The sequence below is a fragment of the Billgrantia tianxiuensis genome (assembly GCF_009834345.1).
In the GTDB taxonomy this organism is placed as follows: Bacteria; Pseudomonadota; Gammaproteobacteria; order Pseudomonadales; family Halomonadaceae; genus Halomonas; species Halomonas tianxiuensis.
Map to the genome: position 1 here is coordinate 3,136,776 of NZ_CP035042.1, position 18,036 is coordinate 3,154,811.

Consider the following 18,036-nt stretch of genomic DNA (forward strand, 5'->3'; position numbering starts at 1 on the left):
ATGCTTGAGCCTGACCGAGACCCTGCTGCAACTCGCCCCCTCTCCTCAGATGCTGCTCCTCATCGTGGGTGCCATCGCCCTGCTCGAGTCGCTGGCCCTGGTTGGCCTGCTGCTGCCCGGGGTGGTCCTGATCACAGCAGCAGCGTCGCTGGCCGGCCATCAGGACATGGCGGTTTCCTCGCTGCTGCTGGCAGCCTTCATCGGCGCCGTGCTGGGGGATGGCATCAGCTTCAGCCTGGGTTATACCCAACGCGAGCGGGTCACGCGGCTGTGGCCGTTGTCACGTCATCCCGAGTGGCTCGCACGCGGCGCACGCTTTTTCCAACGCTACGGCAGCCTCTCGGTCTTCTTTGGCCGCTTCGTCGGCCCGGTTCGCCCCGTGATTCCGCTTATTGCCGGCATGTTGCACATGTCCCCCGAGCCTTCTTGTGGGCCAACCTGGCCTCAGCGGCACTCTGGGCTCCGGCCTATGTTCTGCCGGGTTATCTGCTGGGCCAGACCTGGCAGCAGTTGCTCACGGTTCCTGCCGGGCTCGAGGCACTGCTGGTCACGCTGGCCATCGTGGTGGTGGGATTGGCAGTGGTGTTCTCGTGGCTGCGCCATCAGGTGAGTCGGGCCGGCCGCCTGTACCGTCTACTGGCGCGCGCCGCGCGCCGCTCCCCACTATTGCGCCGCGCATGGCTGAAACGCAGCTGGCGCAACGGAAGAGAGGTGCCTCTCGGCAGCTGGCTGCTGCTGATCTTCTCCCTCGGTGGGCTTTCGGGGCTGACCATCGCCGTCATCCGTCAACGTGGCCCCTTCCCCATCGACCTGCAGGTGCACGCGCTGTTCGACATCCTGGTCGTGCCGCTACTCCCTGAAGCGGGTCAACTCCTGGCGCGAATCGGGGACATGCTTGGCATCCTGGCCCTGGTCCTGCCCTGGGGAATCTGGCTGCTGGCCAGGCGGCACCTGGCCGCTTTCGCCCACATCGCTGCCGGGCTTGGCGGTATCGCGCTGCTCAATACCCTGGGCAAGGCACTGATCGGGCGGCCACGGCCGGATACACCGGATTACCTCACCGGCTCGCTGGCCTACCCTAGCGCCCATGCCTCCTCCGCCGTGGTGCTGTATGGTCTGGCCGCCGCCTTCGTCGCCCAGGAGCTGCCCCAGCACCGGCGCTTCTGGGCCTACTGGCTGGCCATCGCCCTGACACTGCCATGGCGCTGTCACGCTTGGTGGTTGGCGTGCATTGGCTGACCGACCTGCTGGGCGGAGGACTGCTGGGACTGGTGGTCTGCGCCCTGGTACGACTGGCCTGGCAGCGCCAGCCGCACCGTTCGCTGGCTCCCTGCCCCTGGCAGGCCCTGACCGTCGCCTCGCTGATGCTTCTCGCCGCGCGCGTGGCCTGGCTGCCACCGATCTAGCCCGTAAGCCGTGATGCGACTACCCAGCCGCCCAGCCGCAGGAACGGTTTTTCACTCATGGATTGGAGTCTATGGCTGATAGTTTTTGGCTAATAACTTATGGCTGATAGCTCCCGGCGAAGCCGGGTCAGCCCAGGGCCAGCCATATTCCCACGCCCACCATCAGCGTGCCGGCAATGCGATTGAGCAGTCTCACATTGCCGCTCTCGCCCAGCACGCGCCGCAGCCCCCGCCCACCGGCGGCATACAGCAGCAGACTCAGGAACTCGATGGTGAGGATTACCCCGATCAGCACTGTCAGTTGCCCGCCCAGCGGGCGCGATGCATCCAGGAAAGGCGGCAGCAGAGCAACGAAAAAGGCCCAGCCCTTGGGATTGGCAACCGCCGTCACAAAGCCCTGCAGCACCAGTTGGCCACGCGATGCCGGGGCCAGTTCGACGCTCTCGAGGGGGATCGCCATGCGCCCCGGGAGCGCCACATCATCACGCCGAGGTAGCCGAGATAGGCGCCGCCCACCCATTTGAACAGCGCGAACAGCTCGGGCTGGCGCAACATCAGCGTCGCCACGCCGGCACCGGCGGCAGTCGCCACCAGTCCTACGCCAACGAGTTCACCGGCCATCATCCATAACGTGCGCTTCACCCCCTGGGTCATGCCCAGCACCATGGACAAGGTCATGCACATGCCCGGAGTCAGGGAAACGAACAAAAACGTCGGCACGAAGACCGACAGCAGCGATAGCTTGATCATGAAAGAGTCTCGTCCTTAGGCACTCAATCTGTCAGGTTCCGATGACGAAAAGATGTCGGCTTAGGCCCGACGTCACTCCCCCCAGCGCGGCAAGAGCCGATGCTCGATGCCCAGCTGGTTGAGAATTCGGGCCACGATGAAGTCGACGAGATCCTCCACCCTCTCGGGCTTGTGGTAGAAACCGGGAGCTGCTGGCAGGATGACCGCGCCCATGCGGGTCAGATTCAACATATGCTCGAGATGGATGGCCGACAGCGGCGTCTCGCGCGGCACCAGAATCAGTTGGCGGCGCTCCTTGAGCGCCACGTCGGCGGCGCGCTCGATCAGGTTGTTGCTGGCACCGGTGGCCACTGCCGATAGCGTACCGGTGCTGCAGGGGCAGATCACCATGGCGGATGGCGCGCCCGAACCGGATGCCACCGGAGCCATCCAGTCCTCGCGCCCGAAGCAGCGAATCTGGCCGGGAGCGGCCCCGCTGCGCTCGGTAAGTGCCAGGGCCAACCGTTCGGGCCGCGCCGGCAGGGCAGTATCGGTTTCGGTCTCGATGACCAGGTGTGCGGCCTTGGAGATCATCACCCAAACTTCGTGCCTGGCAGCCACCAGCGCCTCGACCAGGCGCAGGCCGTACTGGGCGCCGGAGGCACCGGTGATCGCTACCGTGACCGGAGGGCGTAGCGCCTGCTCAGCCATGCGCCACCTCGAGCGCCGCCAGCAGCTTCTCGTGGATGCCGCCGAAGCCGCCGTTGGACATCACCACGATACGGTCGAGCGGTCGCGCCTCAGCCACCAGCGCCGCCACCAGCGCATCGATATCCTGTTCGAGCCGCGCCGGCACGGGGCTGGCCTCCACCACCGGGGCCAGCGACCAGTCAAGCCCCGGCGGCTGATACCAGAATGCCAGGTCGGCGGCGGCGACGCTCGCTGCCAGGCGTTCGCGCAGCGCGCCCAGGCGCATGGTGTTGGAGCGCGGTTCGATGACGGCGAGCAACCGCCCACGCGGCGTCGCGGCCCGCAGCCCCTCTAGGGTGGCCGCGAAGGCGGTGGGGTGATGTGCGAAATCGTCGATGATCTGGATACCCGCCACCTCGCCGCGCACCTCTTGGCGGCGGCGCGGGGTCTCGAAGCGTGACAGTGCCGCGCAGCCCCGCGCCAGGTCGACGCCGCAGGCATGCGCCGCAGCCAGGGCCGCCAGCGCATTGCGCGCGTTATGCCGGCCACTCAGTGTCCAATCGACCACGGCGTCCTCGTTCACCTCCCCCTGCTGGTGCACCACCCGGAAGCGCGAGGCGTCGTCCCGCTCCAGCTCCAGCCGCCAAGGACTTTCGGTGTCGTCGCCGAAGCGCTCGACCGGCGTCCAGCAGCCCATGCCCAGCACGCGGTCGAGCGCCGGCTCGCCATCCGCTACCAGCAGCCGGCCACGTCCCGGCACGGTGCGTACGAGATGGTGGAACTGACGCTCGATGGCGGCCAGATCGGAAAAGATGTCGGCGTGATCGAACTCGAGGTTACCGAGAATGGCGATCTCGGGGCGGTAGTGCACGAACTTCGAGCGCTTGTCGAAGAAAGCGGTGTCGTACTCGTCGGCCTCGACCACGAAGGGGGCATTCGCAGCACCGAGCCTTGCCGATACGCCGAAATTACGCGGCACGCCGCCGATCAGGAAGCCCGGCTCGAGCCCGGCCGACTCCAGCAGCCAGGCCGTCAGGCTCGCCGTAGTGGTCTTGCCATGGGTGCCCGCGACCGCGATGACCCGGCGTCCGGGCAACACGTGTTCAGCCAACCACTGCGGGCCAGAGGTATAGGGCAGGCCCAGGTCGAGCAACGCCTCCACCTCCGGATTGCCACGCGTCATGGCATTGCCGACCACCACCAGGTCGGGGCGCGGCGCCAGGTTGGCGGCCGCATAGCCTTCATACAGGCCGATGCCGGCCTCTTCGAGCTGGGTACTCATCGGCGGGTAGACGCCCGTATCCGAGCCGGTAACGGTATGCCCCAGATCGCGCGCCAGCAGGGCCAGGCTCCCCATGAAGGTGCCGCAAATACCGAGAATATGAAGGTGCATGGAATCCGACCTTTTCACCAGGTAGAGCAGGCGGACAGCGTCCGCCGGAAAGGAATCGGCAGACTAGCACGGCCTGGCAGGCGCTCTCCAGCGGCGTGCAGGTTCGACACCTTTCGGCTAGAATATTTCGCCTTGTCGTGAAGCATGAAACGGAACTTTCCCAGGAGCCCAGCAGCCCCATGGCCCAGCATAACGCCTTCTATGCCCAGTCTGGCGGTGTCACCGCCGTGATCAACGCCAGCGCCTGCGGCGTGATCGAAGCCTGCCGCCAACACTCCGATCGCATCGGCAAGGTCTATGCCGGACACAACGGCATCATCGGCGCCCTGACCGAGGACCTGATCGACGTCAGTCAGGAATCGGACGAGACGATCGCTGCCCTGCGGCATACCCCCGGCGGCGCCTTCGGCTCCTGCCGCTACAAGCTCAAGGACATCGAGAGCCATCGCGCCCAATACGAGCGCCTGATCGAGGTCTTCAAGGCCCACGACATCCGCTACTTCTTCTACAACGGCGGCGGGGACAGCGCCGATACCTGCCTCAAGGTCTCGCAGCTCTCCGAAAAGATGGGCTACCCGCTGACCGCCATCCACGTGCCCAAGACCGTTGACAACGACCTGCCGATCACCGACAACTCACCGGGCTTCGGCAGCGTAGCCAAGTATATCGCCACCTCGACGCTGGAGGCCTCGCTCGACATCGCCTCCATGTGCGCCACCTCAACCAAGGTGTTCGTGCTCGAGGTGATGGGCCGTCATGCCGGCTGGATCGCTGCCGCCGGCGCGCTGGCCGGCGAAGGCGAGGGCGAGCCCCCGCATCTGGTGATCTTCCCCGAGGTTCCCTTCGAGCGCAGCAAGGTAATGGCTCGCGTCGAGGAGTGCGTGGAAAAGTACGGCTATTGCGTGATCGTGGTCTCCGAAGGCGCCCGCTACGAGGACGGCACCTTCCTCGCCGACTCGGGCAATACCGACGCCTTCGGTCATCGCCAGTTGGGTGGCGTCGCCCCCACGCTTGCCGGTATGGTCAAGCAGGACCTCGGCTACAAGTACCACTGGGCGGTAGCCGACTACCTGCAGCGGGCGGCACGCCACCTGGCCTCGCGCACTGACGTCGAACAGGCCTATGCGGTGGGTCAACAGGCGGTGGAGCTGGCCGTCGCCGGCAAGAACGCCATGATGCCGGCAATCAAGCGGGTCAGCGACACGCCCTACGAGTGGCGCATCGAGTCCGCCCCCCTGGCCGAGGTTGCCAATCGTGAGAAGTTCATGCCGCGCGAGTTCATCCGCGAGGATGGTTTCGGCATCACCGAGGCCTGTCGCCGCTACCTGTCGCCGCTGATCCAGGGTGAGGACTACCCGCCCTACGAGAACGGCCTGCCCAAGGTGGCCAATCTCAAGCTGGCCAAGGTCGAGCGCAAGCTGCCCGAGTTCAAGCTCTGAGCAGCCGTCAGCCTCGCAACGAAGCCCTCGCTCTGACGAGGGCTTCGTCGTTTCGGCTATGACGTCAACGCAGCAGCCAGGAAAGCACTAGCAACAGCAGCAGGATACCGGCCACTCCCTGCCAGAAATTAGCCGGCTCGCTCAGGAAGCGGCGCGGGTCGCGGCGCCTTGGCTTGCCCCGCCCCTCTTGCTGCCGCAGTGCATAGAGCAGCTCGGACATTCGCCGGAAGCGCAGCGAGCGCTGGGGATCCAGGGCACGACGCAGGGTGTCGTCGAGCTGTGGAGAGATTTCCGGATTGAAAAGCCGGGCGCTGCGATAGGTGAGCTGCTCGAGATCGGTATGACTGCGCAGCCGGTCGGGACTCAGCTCATAGGGCAGCTCACCGGTCAGCAGCCAGTATATCGTCGAGGCCAGCGAGTACTGGTCGCTGCGCCGGCCGACGTTGTCGTCCAGGGCATATTCCGGCGCACTGTGTTCGGACAGGCCGGTCTGGCGGGCCAGCTCACGAGAGCGACGATGCCCGTCCAGGTCGCGCATGTGGCAAGCGCTGAAGTCGGTCAACACCACCTGGCCGTGAGTGTCGATCAGTACGTTGTCGGGGTGCACGCGCTGATGCAGCACATCGCGATGATGCAGCGCCTGGATGGCCTTGCCCAGCTGCATGGCGATGTCGAGGCGCTGGGCCAGGCTGGCTTGGGGATGGCGCAGCGCCCACTCGGTCAGCGTCATGCCCTCCACGTAGACCATCAGGTAGTAGAGGTAGCGGCGCGGCCGCGACGACTCCATCACCCGGGCCACGAACGGCGACTTGACCCGCTCCACTACCCACTGCTGGAGCAGGAAGTGCTCCAGATAGGCGTTGCGGTTGGAGAGTTCGGGGCTCGGCGCCTTCATCACCATTTCGCGCTCGGTACGGGTGTCGCGCACCCGGTAGACACGCGACTGCGCGGTGCGCGACAGCACCTCTTGCACCTCGAGACCGTCAATGCGCTCTCCGGGCGACAGCTCGGGCGGGATCGGCAGATCGCCGTAAATACGGCTCGGATGGTCGCGCTCTGCCTCCGGCAACTGATCGATGCGCACCAGTTGGAAGCAGAACTGGTCGGCCCCGTAGCCCCGCTCCTGGGCCCGCTCCCGTGCCGCCGCGGCCAGCCGCTCGCAGGCGGCATCGAGGTCGCTGGCGTCCTGGCGAATCAGTCCGACGTAATCGGACGGCATCAGGGTACCGCGTACGGCCTGGGTGGTGAAAAGGAAGATATCGCCCTGCTTGAGCGGCAGTTGCATGTAATCGATGTCGATGCTGCCATCCAGCCCCAGGGCACGCGACGGGTAGCGGTAGCCGCCCAGGTCGGTGATATGGTCTCGCGAGAGCTGCTCGAATTCGGCTCCGCGCAGGCGGAATACTAGGGTATCGCCCATGTGGAACAGATGGGCGTCGCGCCCGCGATAGACCATCGCGGAAAGCGAGGCGACATAGCTACCGCCCTCGACGAAGGTACTCTGGCTGTAACACCAGCCATTGAGCGCTCGCAGCACGCGAGTAGCCGAAGTCTTGACGTCCCAGTGGTCCGGCGTGGAGAAGTAGTCGGCCACAAATCCCCTGACGCTGAGATCGCCGGCCTGCTTGGCAATGGCATTGCGCGAGCTGGTATCGCTGATCACCGCACAGGCGCCCTTGGCAACGAACTGCCCCGCCTCGTCAGGAATGCGCACCGACATGGAGCTGCGATGATTCCGCCGGTCCGGTGCCACGAAGGCCTGCCCGACGCTCAGGGACAGTCGATTGGACGGCAAGACGCGCTCCTTCAAGATATCGCCACTGATCACCGCTCGCTCCGCATGGCTGGCCGAATCTCATGACGTCGGCCATCATACACGGTTGTTGTCGCCACAACCTGTCAACCAAAGCCAAGCTCTGTCGACCAACGCCCAATCCAACACAGGTCAAACCACCCCGCACCTATGTCGCATTGGTAATCGCCAAGGCTGATCCGTATAATTCTGCGCATTTTGCGGTGTCTCCACTTTTCGCCAACGAAGGAAGCGACGATGAACTTCGACCACATCCCTGCCGGCAAGGACCTACCCAACGACGTCTACGTCGCGATCGAGATTCCCGCCAACCATGCTCCGATCAAGTACGAGATCGACAAGGAGATGGGCGCGCTGCTGGTGGATCGCTTCATGGCCACGCCGATGTTCTACCCGGCCAACTACGGCTTCATCCCCCACACCCTGGCCGACGACGGCGACCCCCTCGACGCCCTGGTGGTCACGCCCTACCCGGTCCAGGCCGGCAGCATCATCCGTGCCCGCCCGGTCGGCATCCTCAACATGACCGACGAGGCCGGCGAGGACGCCAAGCTGGTGTGCGTGCCCCACGCCAAGCTGACCACGCTGTACGACGACGTACAGGAAGTCACCGACCTGCCCGAACTCCTGCGCCAGCAGATCGCGCATTTCTTCGAGAACTACAAGGATCTCGAGAAAGGCAAGTGGGTGAAGGTGGAATCCTGGGAAGGTGCCGATGCCGCCCGCAAGGCCATCGAAAAGGCCGTGGCCGCCTACGAAAAGGCCTAAGCCAGGCCGCCTTCTCAGAACGGGCCGCCCAGGGGTGGCCCGTTCTGTTTTCATGCGACATCAGAACGCAGCCGTAAGGTTCTAACGCTGTAGCCGACTGAGGTATTCTAGAACCGTTCGTAGCCTTGACCCCGGGAACTCGGCGCTACGCTTGCGAGTCAACCGGGAGCGCCGCCGCACCCGAGGCGTGCTGCTACCGACAGCCTTCGTTTGCCACAAGGACCTCTGCGTTGACCCGTCGCCATCTCATACGCCTGCTCTGCTGCCTGCTGCTATGGCTGCCGCTGGCCGCCCAGGCCCAGTGGTTCTCCTCTGCCAATAACAGCCAAGGCGATTTCCTGCCGGTCACGGAGGCCTTCCAGCCCAGTGCCTGGCATGACGGCGAGACGCTCTACATCGGTTTCGAGAATGCCGAGGGTTACTACCTCTATCGTCACCAGCTCGGCGTCGAGAGCCGCGACGAGAAGCTTCAGGTCGGCGAACCCTCCATCCCGCCAGGTGAGTTCAAGAGCGACGAATTTCTTGGCGACGTCTACGTCTTCTACGAACGCGTGGTATTCGAGGCGCCGCTACAAGGCGTCGCCGAGGGGCCGCTGGACATCACCGTGCGCTTCCAGGGCTGCGCCGACGCCGGGCTGTGCTATCCCCCGAACGAGTCGAGCTCCAGGCTCCCGCCAGCGCCATGCCTGCCGCTTTCGCCGGCTGGCGCGATGGCGGCGGCTCGGGCGATGCCACTCCCGCCACCGCGCCGCCCGCGCTACTGAGCGAAGATGGCCGCTTCAGCCGTCTGATCGGCGAAGCCAGCCTGCCGATGGCGCTGGGACTGTTCTTCCTCGCCGGACTGGGCCTGACCTTCACGCCCTGCGTGCTACCGATGGTGCCGATTCTCTCCTCGATCATCGTCGGTCAGAATCCGTCCCGCCCACGTGCCTTCGCGCTCTCCGCCAGCTACGTCGGCGGCATGTCGTTGACCTACGCCTTGGTCGGCGTACTGATGGGCCTGTTCGGCGCAGGACTCAACCTGCAGGCGCATCTGCAATCCGCTCCCGTGCTGATCGTCTTTGCCCTGCTCTTCGTCGTCTTCGCCCTGGCCATGTTCGGCACTTTCGACATGCGCCTGCCACCACGCCTGACAAGCCGCATCGACGCCTGGCAGGCGCGGGCCCAGCGCAGCGGGCCACTGGGCCTCGCCGGCGCCGGCGCGCTGTCGGTACTGGTGGTCTCACCCTGCGTGTCGGCGCCTCTGGCCGGCGCCCTGGTGTTCATCTCCTCCACCGGCGATGCCCTGATGGGTGGCGCTGCCCTGCTGGCCCTGGGCCTGGGCATGGGCGTACCGCTGCTCTTGGTCGGCACCTTCGGTGCCACCGCTCTGCCGCGCAGCGGTGCCTGGATGAACGGCGTCAAGGTCGCCTTTGGCATCCTGCTGCTCGGCGTGGCAGTGTGGCTGGTCGAGCGCCTGCTGCCGCCTGCCGTGAGCCTGCTGCTGTGGGCGGCGCTGGCCATCGGCAGCGCCCTGGCCCTGGGCGCGCTCTCGTTCAACCTGGCCCATGGTTGGCCTCGGGTGCGCCAGGCCGTTGGCCTGATGCTGCTGGCCTGGGGCATTGCCCTGGTATTGGGCGCCGCCATGGGCGGCAGCGACCCGCTGCGCCCGCTGGCCTCCTTCCATGCCGCCAACAGCAACGCAGAGAGCGTTCAGGTCACCACCGTGGAGGACCTCGAGGCCCTGCGCAGCGCCCTTCGCTCTGGCCCGGCACAGGACCAACCCGCCTTCGTGCACTTCACTGCGGACTGGTGCATCTCGTGCAAGCAATTGGAGCGGCAGGTCTATCCCGACCCGCTCGTCGCCGAGCCGCTCTCCCAGTTCGCCCGCATCAATGTCGACGTGACCCGCGCCGACGCCACGACGCGCGAGTTGCTCGATCACTTCGGCCTCTTCGGTCCGCCCAGCCTGCTATTCTTCAGCGGGGAAGACGAGATCCGCGAGGCACGCATACAGGGCGAAGTCAGGGCCGGCCAGCTCGCCAGCCATCTGCAGGACCTGCTCGCCTGGCTCGAACGCGGGCACTCCTGAGCCTGCCGTCCGAGCGCGTTGACGGTGCGCCCCGAACACCGTTCCCAATCGGCTGGACATCCCCCCTGATTTTAGGCACACTCCGCCAACAACGCCTATCGAGGCCGATAGCGTCGGCAATGTTCGTCATCTTGCCGCGATCTATTGAAAGTTGGCTCGGGTTGACAGCGCCCCGGCCCACCGCCATTTATCCACCGGTCGAGACTCAATATGGATATCCGTAAGGTCAAGAAGCTGATCGAGCTGCTGGAAGAATCCAACATCAGCGAAATCGAGATTCAGGAAGGCGAAGAATCGGTGCGTATCAGCCGCCATCCCAACGGCGTGAGCTGGCCCCAGCCCCCGATGCCCCAGTATGCCCCCGCGCCTTCGGCTCCAAGCCAGGCCGCGCCCGCTCCCTCCTCGGAGCCCGCTGAAGAAGCGCCCGCCGCCTACCAGGGCCATCCCCTGACCTCACCGATGGTCGGCACCTTCTACCGCAGCCCGGCGCCGGGATCGAAGCCCTTCGTGGAAGTGGGCCAGAGCGTCAAGAAGGGCGAGACCGTGTGCATCGTCGAAGCCATGAAGATGATGAACCAGATCGAAGCCGACCGTGACGGCGTCATCGAGGCGATCCTGGTCGAGGACGGCGAGCCGGTCGAGTTCGACCAGCCGATGCTCGTCATTTCCTGATCTTTCACCGACACTGGCGGACTCCCTATGCTGGACAAGGTTCTCATCGCCAACCGCGGCGAGATCGCCCTGCGAATCCTGCGCGCCTGCAAGGAGCTGGGCATCAAGACCGTCGCGGTACACTCCAAGGCCGACCGCGAGCTGATGCACGTGCGCCTGGCCGACGAGGCCGTGTGCATCGGCCCAGCCCCCTCGGCGCAATCCTATCTGAACATTCCGGCGCTGATCAGCGCCGCGGAAGTCACTGACTCCAGCGCCATCCATCCCGGCTACGGTTTTCTCTCCGAGAATGCCAACTTCGCCGAGCAGGTGGAGCGTTCCGGCTTCGTGTTCATCGGGCCACGCGCCGAGACCATTCGCCTGATGGGCGACAAGGTCAGCGCCATCGAGGCCATGAAGAAGGCCGGCGTACCCACCGTTCCCGGCTCCGACGGCCCGCTGGGCGACGATGAAGGCGAGAACATGGCCATCGCCCGGCGCATCGGCTACCCGGTGATCATCAAGGCTGCCGCCGGTGGTGGCGGCCGCGGCATGCGCGTGGTGCACACCGAGGGGCACCTGCTCTCGGCGATCAACGTGACCCGCACCGAGGCCCACGCGGCCTTCGGCGACGGCACGGTCTACATGGAGAAGTTCCTCGAGCGCCCGCGCCACGTCGAGGTCCAGGTACTGGCCGACGGTCAGGGCAATGCCATCCACCTCTATGACCGCGACTGCTCGCTGCAGCGCCGTCACCAGAAGGTGCTGGAGGAAGCCCCCGCCCCCGGCATCGATCCGGCGGCGCGCGCCGAGGTGCTCGAAGCGTGCCGTCAGGCCTGCATCGAGATCGACTATCGCGGCGCTGGCACGTTCGAGTTTCTCTACGAGGACGGCCGCTTCTTCTTCATCGAGATGAACACCCGCGTACAGGTGGAGCACCCCGTCACCGAAATGGTGACCGGCGTGGACATCGTGCGCGAGCAGTTGCGCATCGCCTCGGGCTTGCCGCTGTCGATCCGCCAGGAAGACGTCAAGCTCAACGGCCACGCCTTCGAATGCCGCATCAACGCCGAGGATCCACGCACCTTCATGCCTTCTCCCGGCAAGGTCACGCTCTACCACCCGCCGGGTGGACTGGGCGTGCGTATGGATTCACATGTCTACACCGGCTACACCGTGCCCCCCACTACGATTCACTGATCGGCAAGCTGATCACTTGGGGAGACAGCCGCGAGATCGCGCTGACACGCATGCGTAACGGCCTCGACGAACTGCTGGTCGAAGGTATCAAGACCAACACCGACCTGCACAAGGATCTAGTCCGCGACGGCCATTTCCAGCAGGGCGGGGTCAACATTCACTACCTGGAGAAGAAGCTCGCCTCCTAGGATCCCGGTCCTGGGACGAACATCGCTCCCGGCAGGGTGGCCACGGCCACCCTGCTTGCGTTACGCACGGAGACTGCCATGCCCTGGCTGCAACTCAAGGCCCGTATCGCCCCCGAGCAGGCCGAACTGCTCGAGGAACTGCTCCTAGCCGAAGGCGCCACTGCCATTACCCTGCAGGACGCTCACGACGACCCAGTGTTCGAACCCGAGCGCGGCACCACGCCACTGTGGAACGAAACGGTACTGACCGGCCTGTACGATGACCTCGAAGGGCTCGAGGCCATGCTGGAGCGCCTCGCCGCGGCCTGGGCCGAGACCATGCCCGAGGAGCCCTGCCCGGTCATCGAACATGAGCTGCTCGCCGATCGCGACTGGGAGCGCGAGTGGATGGAGGACTTCAAACCGCTGCGCATGGGCCAGCGGCTGTGGATCGTACCCAGCTGGCACGAGCCGCCCGACCTCGACGCCGTCAACCTGCACCTGGACCCCGGTCTGGCCTTCGGTACCGGCACCCACCCCACCACGGCGCTGTGCCTCGAGTGGCTGGATGGGCTGGCAGTCGCTAGCGAGTTGGATGGCCTCGAGGTACTGGACGTGGGCTGCGGCTCCGGTATTCTCGCCATCGCCGCGCTCAAGCTGGGGCGGCGATGGCCACCGGCACCGACATCGACCCACAGGCGCTGCAGGCCAGCCGCGACAATGCCATACGCAACGACGTTGCGGAGCATGAACTGACACTTTGTTACCCCGAGCAGCTCGCCGCAGGACGCCGCTTTCCCCTGGTGATCGCCAATATCCTGGCCGGCCCTTTGGTGGAGCTGGCGCCGACGATTGCCGGCCACGTGTCCCCGGGGGACGGCTGGCCCTGTCGGGTATTCTCGAAGGTCAGACCGAGGAAGTGCTCGATGCCTATCGCGACCAGGGCTTGACCATGGACGAGCCGCAGCTGCGCGAAGGCTGGGTTCGGCTCAGCGGACGCCGGCCGGCATGAGCGCCGCCGACCTTCGAAGCGCCTTCACCCTGCCCTTCCGGGGGCGTATGATATGCAGCCCCAAGTTTTCTGATCCAATCTGATCCATGCCCGATAGTCGCCCTCTGCCCCAGATCGGCCACCATCGCCTCCCCAATCGGGTCATCCTGGCCCCCATGGCAGGTGTGACCGACCGTCCGTTCCGCCAGCTCTGCCGCCGCCTGGGGGCAGGCCTGGTAGTGGGCGAGATGGTCACCTCGGACCCGGCGCTGTGGCATACCCGAAAGTCGCGCCAGCGCATGGATCACCGCGGCGAGCCAGGGCCCCGCGCGGTGCAGATCGCCGGCGGTGACGCCGCCATGCTGGCCGAGGCGGCACGCCTCAACGCCGACCGGGGCGCCGAAATCATCGATATCAACATGGGGTGTCCGGCCAAGAAGGTGTGTAACAAGGCCGCCGGATCGGCGCTGCTGCGAGATGAGGCGCTGGTCGCCGAGATCCTCGAAGCCGTGGTGGCAGCAGTCGATGTCCCGGTAACGCTGAAGATCCGCACCGGCTGGTGCGCCGCAAGCAATAATGGCGTGCGTGTGGCGCGCCTGGCGGAATCCGCCGGGATCCAAGCCTTGGCGGTCCACGGTCGCCACCGTCAGCAGCGCTATCAGGGTGAGGCCGAGTACGACACCATCGCCGCCATCAAGCAGGCCGTACGCATCCCGGTCTTTGCCAACGGCGACATCGACTCTCCACGCAAGGCGGCCCGGGTTCTGGACTATACTGGTGCGGATGCGGTGATGATCGGTCGCGGCGCCCAGGGCAATCCCTGGATTTTCCGCGAGGTCGACCATTACCTGCGTCATGGGCACCGCTGCCCACCTCCCGACCTGCATGAGCGAGCCAGCGTGCTACGGGGACACTTGGTCGCCCTGCATGATTTTTACGGTGATTACATGGGCGTGCGCATCGCGCGCAAGCATCTCGGCTGGTACCTGGCAGCCGACTGCCGTTTCGATGCCGGCCGGCAGCGCGCCCTGAGGGCAGCTTTCAACGCCTTGGAATACCCCGACGAACAGTTTGACTTCATCGACGACCTCTTTCGCCCGGCGAGCGATGCCGACCTCTACCGGGCAACGAACGGAATCAGTGCCGCATGAATCGTGAAGCTTTTGACCCCAACGCCGATCTGCCTGGCCTGGAGGATGGCCCCTGCGCCGACCTGACGGACCTGGACAGCCCCTCTCTCGCATCGGCCACGTTGGCGGAGCAGCCGCTGCGCGAAGCCGTGGACGCCGCCATGCGACGCTATTTCGACCATCTCGATGGCGGTACCGTCACCGACCTCTACGCCATGGTCATGGCCGAGGTCGAGGCGCCGCTGCTGGCCAGTGTGCTCGAACATACCCAGGGCAACCAAACCCGTGCCGCCGAGATGCTCGGCCTCAATCGCGGTACGCTGCGCAAGAAGCTCAAGCAGCACGACCTGATCTGAAACCGCCGGGCAACGCCCCGCTGAATGGCCCCGGTCCCTTACATCCACTTCCGACAGAGAGTTGCACCACACCATGGCCCAAGCCTCCCCCACCCCGGTACGCCGCGCGCTGATCAGCGTCTCCGACAAGACCGGCATCGTCGACTTCGCCCGCGGCCTGAGCGAACGCGGTGTCGAGCTGCTTTCGACCGGCGGCACCTTCCGCCTGCTGCAGGAGAACGGCATTGCCGTTACCGAGGTATCCGAGCACACCGGCTTCCCCGAGATCATGGACGGTCGCGTCAAGACGCTGCACCCGAAGATCCACGGGGGTATCCTCGGCCGCCGTGGCCAGGACGATGCGGTGATGGCCGAACACGACATCGCGCCCATCGACATGGTGGTGGTCAACCTATATCCCTTCGCCCAGACCGTGGCCAAGCCGGACTGCACGCTGGAAGACGCCATCGAGAACATCGACATCGGCGGCCCGACCATGGTGCGCGCCTGCGCCAAGAACCACGCTCACACCACCATCGTGGTGGATGCCGGAGACTATGATCGCGTACTCGAGGAGATCGCCTCACACGGCGGCGCGGTAAGCGATGCCACGCGCTTCGACCTGGCGGTCAAGGCATTCGAGCACACCGCCGGCTACGACGCCGCCATCGCCGACTACCTGGGCCAGCGGGTTCCCGGCGGCGAGGACGGCTTCCCACGCACCTACAACGTGCAGTTCGTCAAGAAGCAGGCCATGCGCTACGGCGAGAACCCGCACCAGAGCGCGGCGTTCTATGTCGAGGCCGACGCCAGCGAAGCCAGCGTCGCCACTGCCCGCCAGCTGCAGGGCAAGGAGCTGTCGTTCAACAACGTGGCCGACACCGACGCCGCCTTCGAGTGCGTCAAGAGTTTCACCGATATCGCCTGTGTGATCGTCAAGCACGCCAACCCCTGCGGCGTCGCCGTTGGCGCGACCCTGTGCGAGGCCTACGACAAGGCGTTCGCCACCGATCCCACCAGCGCCTTCGGCGGCATCATCGCCTTCAACCGGGCGCTGGATGCCGACACCGCCCGCGCCATCATCGACCGTCAGTTCGTCGAGGTGATCATCGCCCCCGGGGTCGAGGAAGCCGCCGTTGCCATCGTCGCCGAGAAGCAGAACGTACGCCTGCTCGATGTCGGCGACAACTGGCCTGGCGAGCGCGAACACGCCCACGACTTCAAGCGCGTCACCGGCGGCCTGCTGGTGCAGGATCGCGACCTCGGCATGGTCGGTCGCGACGAGCTGACCGTGGTCAGCGAGCGCGTGCCCAGCGAGCAAGAGATGCGCGACCTGGCCTTCGCCTGGAAGGTGGCCAAGTACGTCAAATCCAATGCCATCGTCTACGCCAAGGACGGTCAGACCATCGGCGTCGGCGCCGGCCAGATGAGCCGCGTCTACTCGGCCAAGATCGCCGGCATCAAGGCCGCCGACGAAGGCCTTTCCGTACCCGGCTCGGTGATGGCCTCGGACGCCTTCTTCCCCTTCCGTGACGGCATCGACGCCGCGGCGGCGGCCGGCATCACCGCCGTGATCCAGCCCGGCGGCTCCATGCGCGACCAAGAAGTGATCGACGCCGCCAACGAAGCGGGCATTGCCATGGTCTTCACCGGCATGCGCCACTTCAGACACTAAGGCGAGGAAAACGCTGGTTCTCGGCCAGCCGTTTTCTCAAGCCACTCGAATAAGTAAACCCCATCGGTCATGACCGATGGGGTTTTCGCGTCTTACGGCTTATTGACTTATGGCGTTCAGCCCAGGTCGATGCAGAGGTACTTGGTCTCCAGAAACTCCTCGATGCCCTGGTGACCGCCCTCGCGACCAAGCCCCGAGGCCTTGACGCCGCCAAACGGCGCCGCGGTATTGGAGATCAGGCCAGTGTTGATGCCCACCATGCCGTACTCCAGCGCGTCGGCGACGCGCCATACCCGGCCCAGATCGCGGGAGTAGAAGTAGGAGGCCAGGCCGTACTGGGTGTCGTTGGCCATCTGCACGGCGTCCTCCTCGTCTTCGAAGGGGAACACCGCTGCCAGCGGCCCGAAGGTTTCCTCCTGGGCCACCTTCATGTCGCCGTTGGCGAAGCTGATCAGCGTCGGGGTGAAGAAATTGCCGCCCAGCGGATGAGGATGGCCGCCCAGCAACAGTTCGGCCCCCTTGTCGACAGCATCATGCACGTGCTCGCTGACCTTGGTCACCGCGTTACCGTCGATCAGCGGGCCGATGTTGATGTCCGGCTCGGTACCGTCACCCACTTTAAGCTCGCTGTTCATCGCCACGGCCAGCTTCTCGCAGAAGGCGTTGATCACGCTCGACTGCACCAGGAAGCGGTTGGTGCAGATACAGGTCTGGCCGGCATTGCGGAACTTGGCCGCCATGGCGCCCTCCACCGCGGCATCGAGATCGGCATCCTCGAATACGATGAACGGGGCGTTACCGCCAAGCTCCAGCGAAATCTTCTGGATATGCTGCGAGGCACGCGACATCAGCTCGCGCCCCACCTCGGTGGAGCCGGTGAAGGTGATCTTGCGCACCAGCGGCGACTCAGTGAGTGCCGCAGCGATTTCACCGGCACGACCGGGTACTACGTTGAACACGCCGCGCGGCACGCCGGCGCGCTCGGCCAACAGCGCCAGCGCCGTAGCCGAGAACGGCGTCTGGCTGGCCGGCTTGATGACGATGGTACAACCTGCCGCCAATGCCGCGCCGGCCTTGCGCGTGATCATGGCCGCCGGGAAGTTCCACGGAGTGATGGCACCGACCACACCCACCGGCTGCTTGGTGACCACGATGCGCTGATTGGGCTTGGCGGCGGGAATGGTCTCGCCGTAGATGCGCCGAGCCTCTTCGGCGAACCAGCGGATGAAGCTGGCTGCATAGGCGATCTCTCCGGCCGCTTCCTTGAGCGGCTTGCCCTGTTCGTGGGTCATGATCATCGCCAGGTCGTCCTGGTGCTCGAACATCAGATCGTGCCACTTCATCAGGATGTCGGCACGCTCCTGGGCGGTCAGCGCACGCCAGCCGACTAGGGCGGCGTCGGCCGCGGCGATGGCGCGTTCGGTCTCGGCACGCCCCAGGCGTGGCACGGTACCGAAGGTCTCGCCGGTCGCCGGATTGATCACGTCGATCTGCTCACCGCTGTCGGCGGCCACCCAACTACCGTCGATGTAGGCGAACGGACAATAGAGCTGCGTTTCCTTGAGGGCTTCCATGTTG

The 18,036-nt window shown here is 65.5% G+C and carries 15 protein-coding genes and 3 pseudogenes; 13 read left to right on the top strand and 5 right to left on the bottom strand.

What is annotated here, in order from left to right; translation table 11 throughout:
- Positions 1-4 precede the first annotated feature (4 nt).
- The 3 genes from EKK97_RS25915 to EKK97_RS25925 are packed head-to-tail and all read left to right on the top strand — an operon-like array spanning position 5 to position 1,406.
- Positions 5-610 carry a DedA family protein gene (locus EKK97_RS25915; protein WP_340162872.1) on the top strand — a complete coding sequence of 202 codons (606 nt, stop codon included), beginning with the start codon at positions 5-7 and terminating at the stop codon, positions 608-610.
- Positions 511-1,239, top strand: a complete 729-nt coding sequence (locus EKK97_RS25920; RefSeq protein WP_340162873.1) for a phosphatase PAP2 family protein — start codon at positions 511-513, stop codon at positions 1,237-1,239. Before EKK97_RS25915 ends, EKK97_RS25920 begins: the two co-directional genes overlap by 100 nt.
- Complete coding sequence (locus EKK97_RS25925) at positions 1,227-1,406, top strand: hypothetical protein (RefSeq protein ID WP_340162874.1); 180 nt, start codon at positions 1,227-1,229, stop codon at positions 1,404-1,406. The genes EKK97_RS25920 and EKK97_RS25925 overlap by 13 nt, the downstream gene beginning before the upstream one ends.
- Before the next feature lie 127 nt (positions 1,407-1,533).
- Here EKK97_RS25925 and EKK97_RS14660 read toward each other — a convergent pair.
- From EKK97_RS14660 to mpl, 3 genes and pseudogenes are all read right to left on the bottom strand, one after another.
- A pseudogene (locus EKK97_RS14660) lies at positions 1,534-2,156 on the bottom strand (LysE family translocator).
- Positions 2,157-2,228: 72 nt separating this feature from the next.
- Entirely contained in the window at positions 2,229-2,846 is a 618-nt protein-coding gene (locus EKK97_RS14665) for a flavin prenyltransferase UbiX (RefSeq protein ID WP_159552977.1), read from the bottom strand.
- A complete protein-coding gene (gene mpl / locus EKK97_RS14670) occupies positions 2,839-4,218 on the bottom strand; it encodes a UDP-N-acetylmuramate:L-alanyl-gamma-D-glutamyl-meso-diaminopimelate ligase (RefSeq protein WP_159552979.1) in 1,380 nt (459 codons plus the stop codon). Before mpl ends, EKK97_RS14665 begins: the two co-directional genes overlap by 8 nt.
- A 179-nt stretch (positions 4,219-4,397) precedes the next feature.
- On the opposite strand from mpl, the gene EKK97_RS14675 reads away from it, so the two are divergent.
- Positions 4,398-5,657, top strand: coding sequence for a 6-phosphofructokinase (locus tag EKK97_RS14675; protein ID WP_159552981.1), 1,260 nt, complete (start codon positions 4,398-4,400; stop codon positions 5,655-5,657).
- Positions 5,658-5,721: 64 nt separating this feature from the next.
- On the opposite strand, the gene EKK97_RS14680 is transcribed toward EKK97_RS14675, so the two are convergent.
- Positions 5,722-7,377, bottom strand: coding sequence for a protein kinase domain-containing protein (locus tag EKK97_RS14680; RefSeq protein ID WP_422673572.1), 1,656 nt, complete (start codon positions 7,375-7,377; stop codon positions 5,722-5,724).
- A 330-nt stretch (positions 7,378-7,707) separates the two neighbouring features.
- Between EKK97_RS14680 and ppa the strand changes: the two genes are divergently transcribed.
- The 9 genes and pseudogenes from ppa to purH all read left to right on the top strand — a co-directional run bounded on the left by ppa (position 7,708) and on the right by purH (position 16,458).
- Positions 7,708-8,238 carry an inorganic diphosphatase gene (gene ppa / locus EKK97_RS14685; protein WP_159552985.1) on the top strand — a complete coding sequence of 177 codons (531 nt, stop codon included), beginning with the start codon at positions 7,708-7,710 and terminating at the stop codon, positions 8,236-8,238.
- Between the two features lie 230 nt (positions 8,239-8,468).
- Positions 8,469-9,002, top strand: a complete 534-nt coding sequence (locus tag EKK97_RS26145; protein WP_422672680.1) for a protein-disulfide reductase DsbD domain-containing protein — start codon at positions 8,469-8,471, stop codon at positions 9,000-9,002.
- Entirely contained in the window at positions 8,921-10,309 is a 1,389-nt protein-coding gene (gene dsbD / locus EKK97_RS14690; protein WP_422672682.1) for a protein-disulfide reductase DsbD, read from the top strand. The genes EKK97_RS26145 and dsbD overlap by 82 nt, the downstream gene beginning before the upstream one ends.
- A 210-nt stretch (positions 10,310-10,519) precedes the next feature.
- Positions 10,520-10,981: an acetyl-CoA carboxylase biotin carboxyl carrier protein gene (accB, locus tag EKK97_RS14695; RefSeq protein ID WP_159552987.1), complete on the top strand. Its 462-nt coding sequence runs from the start codon at positions 10,520-10,522 to the stop codon at positions 10,979-10,981.
- A gap of 27 nt (positions 10,982-11,008) precedes the next feature.
- A pseudogene (gene accC, locus EKK97_RS14700) lies at positions 11,009-12,348 on the top strand (acetyl-CoA carboxylase biotin carboxylase subunit).
- Positions 12,349-12,426: 78 nt separating this feature from the next.
- Positions 12,427-13,339: pseudogene (gene prmA / locus EKK97_RS14705) on the top strand (50S ribosomal protein L11 methyltransferase).
- Between the two features lie 86 nt (positions 13,340-13,425).
- Complete coding sequence (dusB, locus tag EKK97_RS14710) at positions 13,426-14,469, top strand: tRNA dihydrouridine synthase DusB (protein ID WP_159552989.1); 1,044 nt, start codon at positions 13,426-13,428, stop codon at positions 14,467-14,469.
- Positions 14,466-14,804 (top strand): DNA-binding transcriptional regulator Fis, encoded by a 339-nt coding sequence (gene fis, locus EKK97_RS14715; protein WP_159552991.1) that lies wholly within the window; start codon positions 14,466-14,468, stop codon positions 14,802-14,804. The genes dusB and fis overlap by 4 nt, the downstream gene beginning before the upstream one ends.
- A gap of 73 nt (positions 14,805-14,877) precedes the next feature.
- Positions 14,878-16,458, top strand: coding sequence for a bifunctional phosphoribosylaminoimidazolecarboxamide formyltransferase/IMP cyclohydrolase (gene purH, locus EKK97_RS14720; protein WP_159552994.1), 1,581 nt, complete (start codon positions 14,878-14,880; stop codon positions 16,456-16,458).
- Between the two features lie 116 nt (positions 16,459-16,574).
- Here purH and EKK97_RS14725 read toward each other — a convergent pair whose 3' ends face one another.
- Positions 16,575-18,032, bottom strand: coding sequence for an NAD-dependent succinate-semialdehyde dehydrogenase (locus tag EKK97_RS14725; protein WP_159552996.1), 1,458 nt, complete (start codon positions 18,030-18,032; stop codon positions 16,575-16,577).
- Between the last annotated feature and the right edge of the window lie 4 nt (positions 18,033-18,036).

What these genes read in the sequence shown, in the direction of transcription:
- EKK97_RS14665 (WP_159552977.1), bottom strand. Translation starts at nt 2,846, where the DNA reads ATGGCTGAGCAGGCGCTACGCCCTCCGGTCACGGTAGCGATCACCGGT.
- dsbD (WP_422672682.1), top strand. Translation starts at nt 8,921, where the DNA reads ATGCCTGCCGCTTTCGCCGGCTGGCGCGATGGCGGCGGCTCGGGCGAT.
- EKK97_RS14675 (WP_159552981.1), top strand. Translation starts at nt 4,398, where the DNA reads ATGGCCCAGCATAACGCCTTCTATGCCCAGTCTGGCGGTGTCACCGCC.
- EKK97_RS14725 (WP_159552996.1), bottom strand. Translation starts at nt 18,032, where the DNA reads ATGGAAGCCCTCAAGGAAACGCAGCTCTATTGTCCGTTCGCCTACATC.
- accB (WP_159552987.1), top strand. Translation starts at nt 10,520, where the DNA reads ATGGATATCCGTAAGGTCAAGAAGCTGATCGAGCTGCTGGAAGAATCC.
- dusB (WP_159552989.1), top strand. Translation starts at nt 13,426, where the DNA reads ATGCCCGATAGTCGCCCTCTGCCCCAGATCGGCCACCATCGCCTCCCC.
- EKK97_RS14680 (WP_422673572.1), bottom strand. Translation starts at nt 7,377, where the DNA reads ATGTCGGTGCGCATTCCTGACGAGGCGGGGCAGTTCGTTGCCAAGGGC.
- purH (WP_159552994.1), top strand. Translation starts at nt 14,878, where the DNA reads ATGGCCCAAGCCTCCCCCACCCCGGTACGCCGCGCGCTGATCAGCGTC.
- mpl (WP_159552979.1), bottom strand. Translation starts at nt 4,218, where the DNA reads ATGCACCTTCATATTCTCGGTATTTGCGGCACCTTCATGGGGAGCCTG.
- ppa (WP_159552985.1), top strand. Translation starts at nt 7,708, where the DNA reads ATGAACTTCGACCACATCCCTGCCGGCAAGGACCTACCCAACGACGTC.
- fis (WP_159552991.1), top strand. Translation starts at nt 14,466, where the DNA reads ATGAATCGTGAAGCTTTTGACCCCAACGCCGATCTGCCTGGCCTGGAG.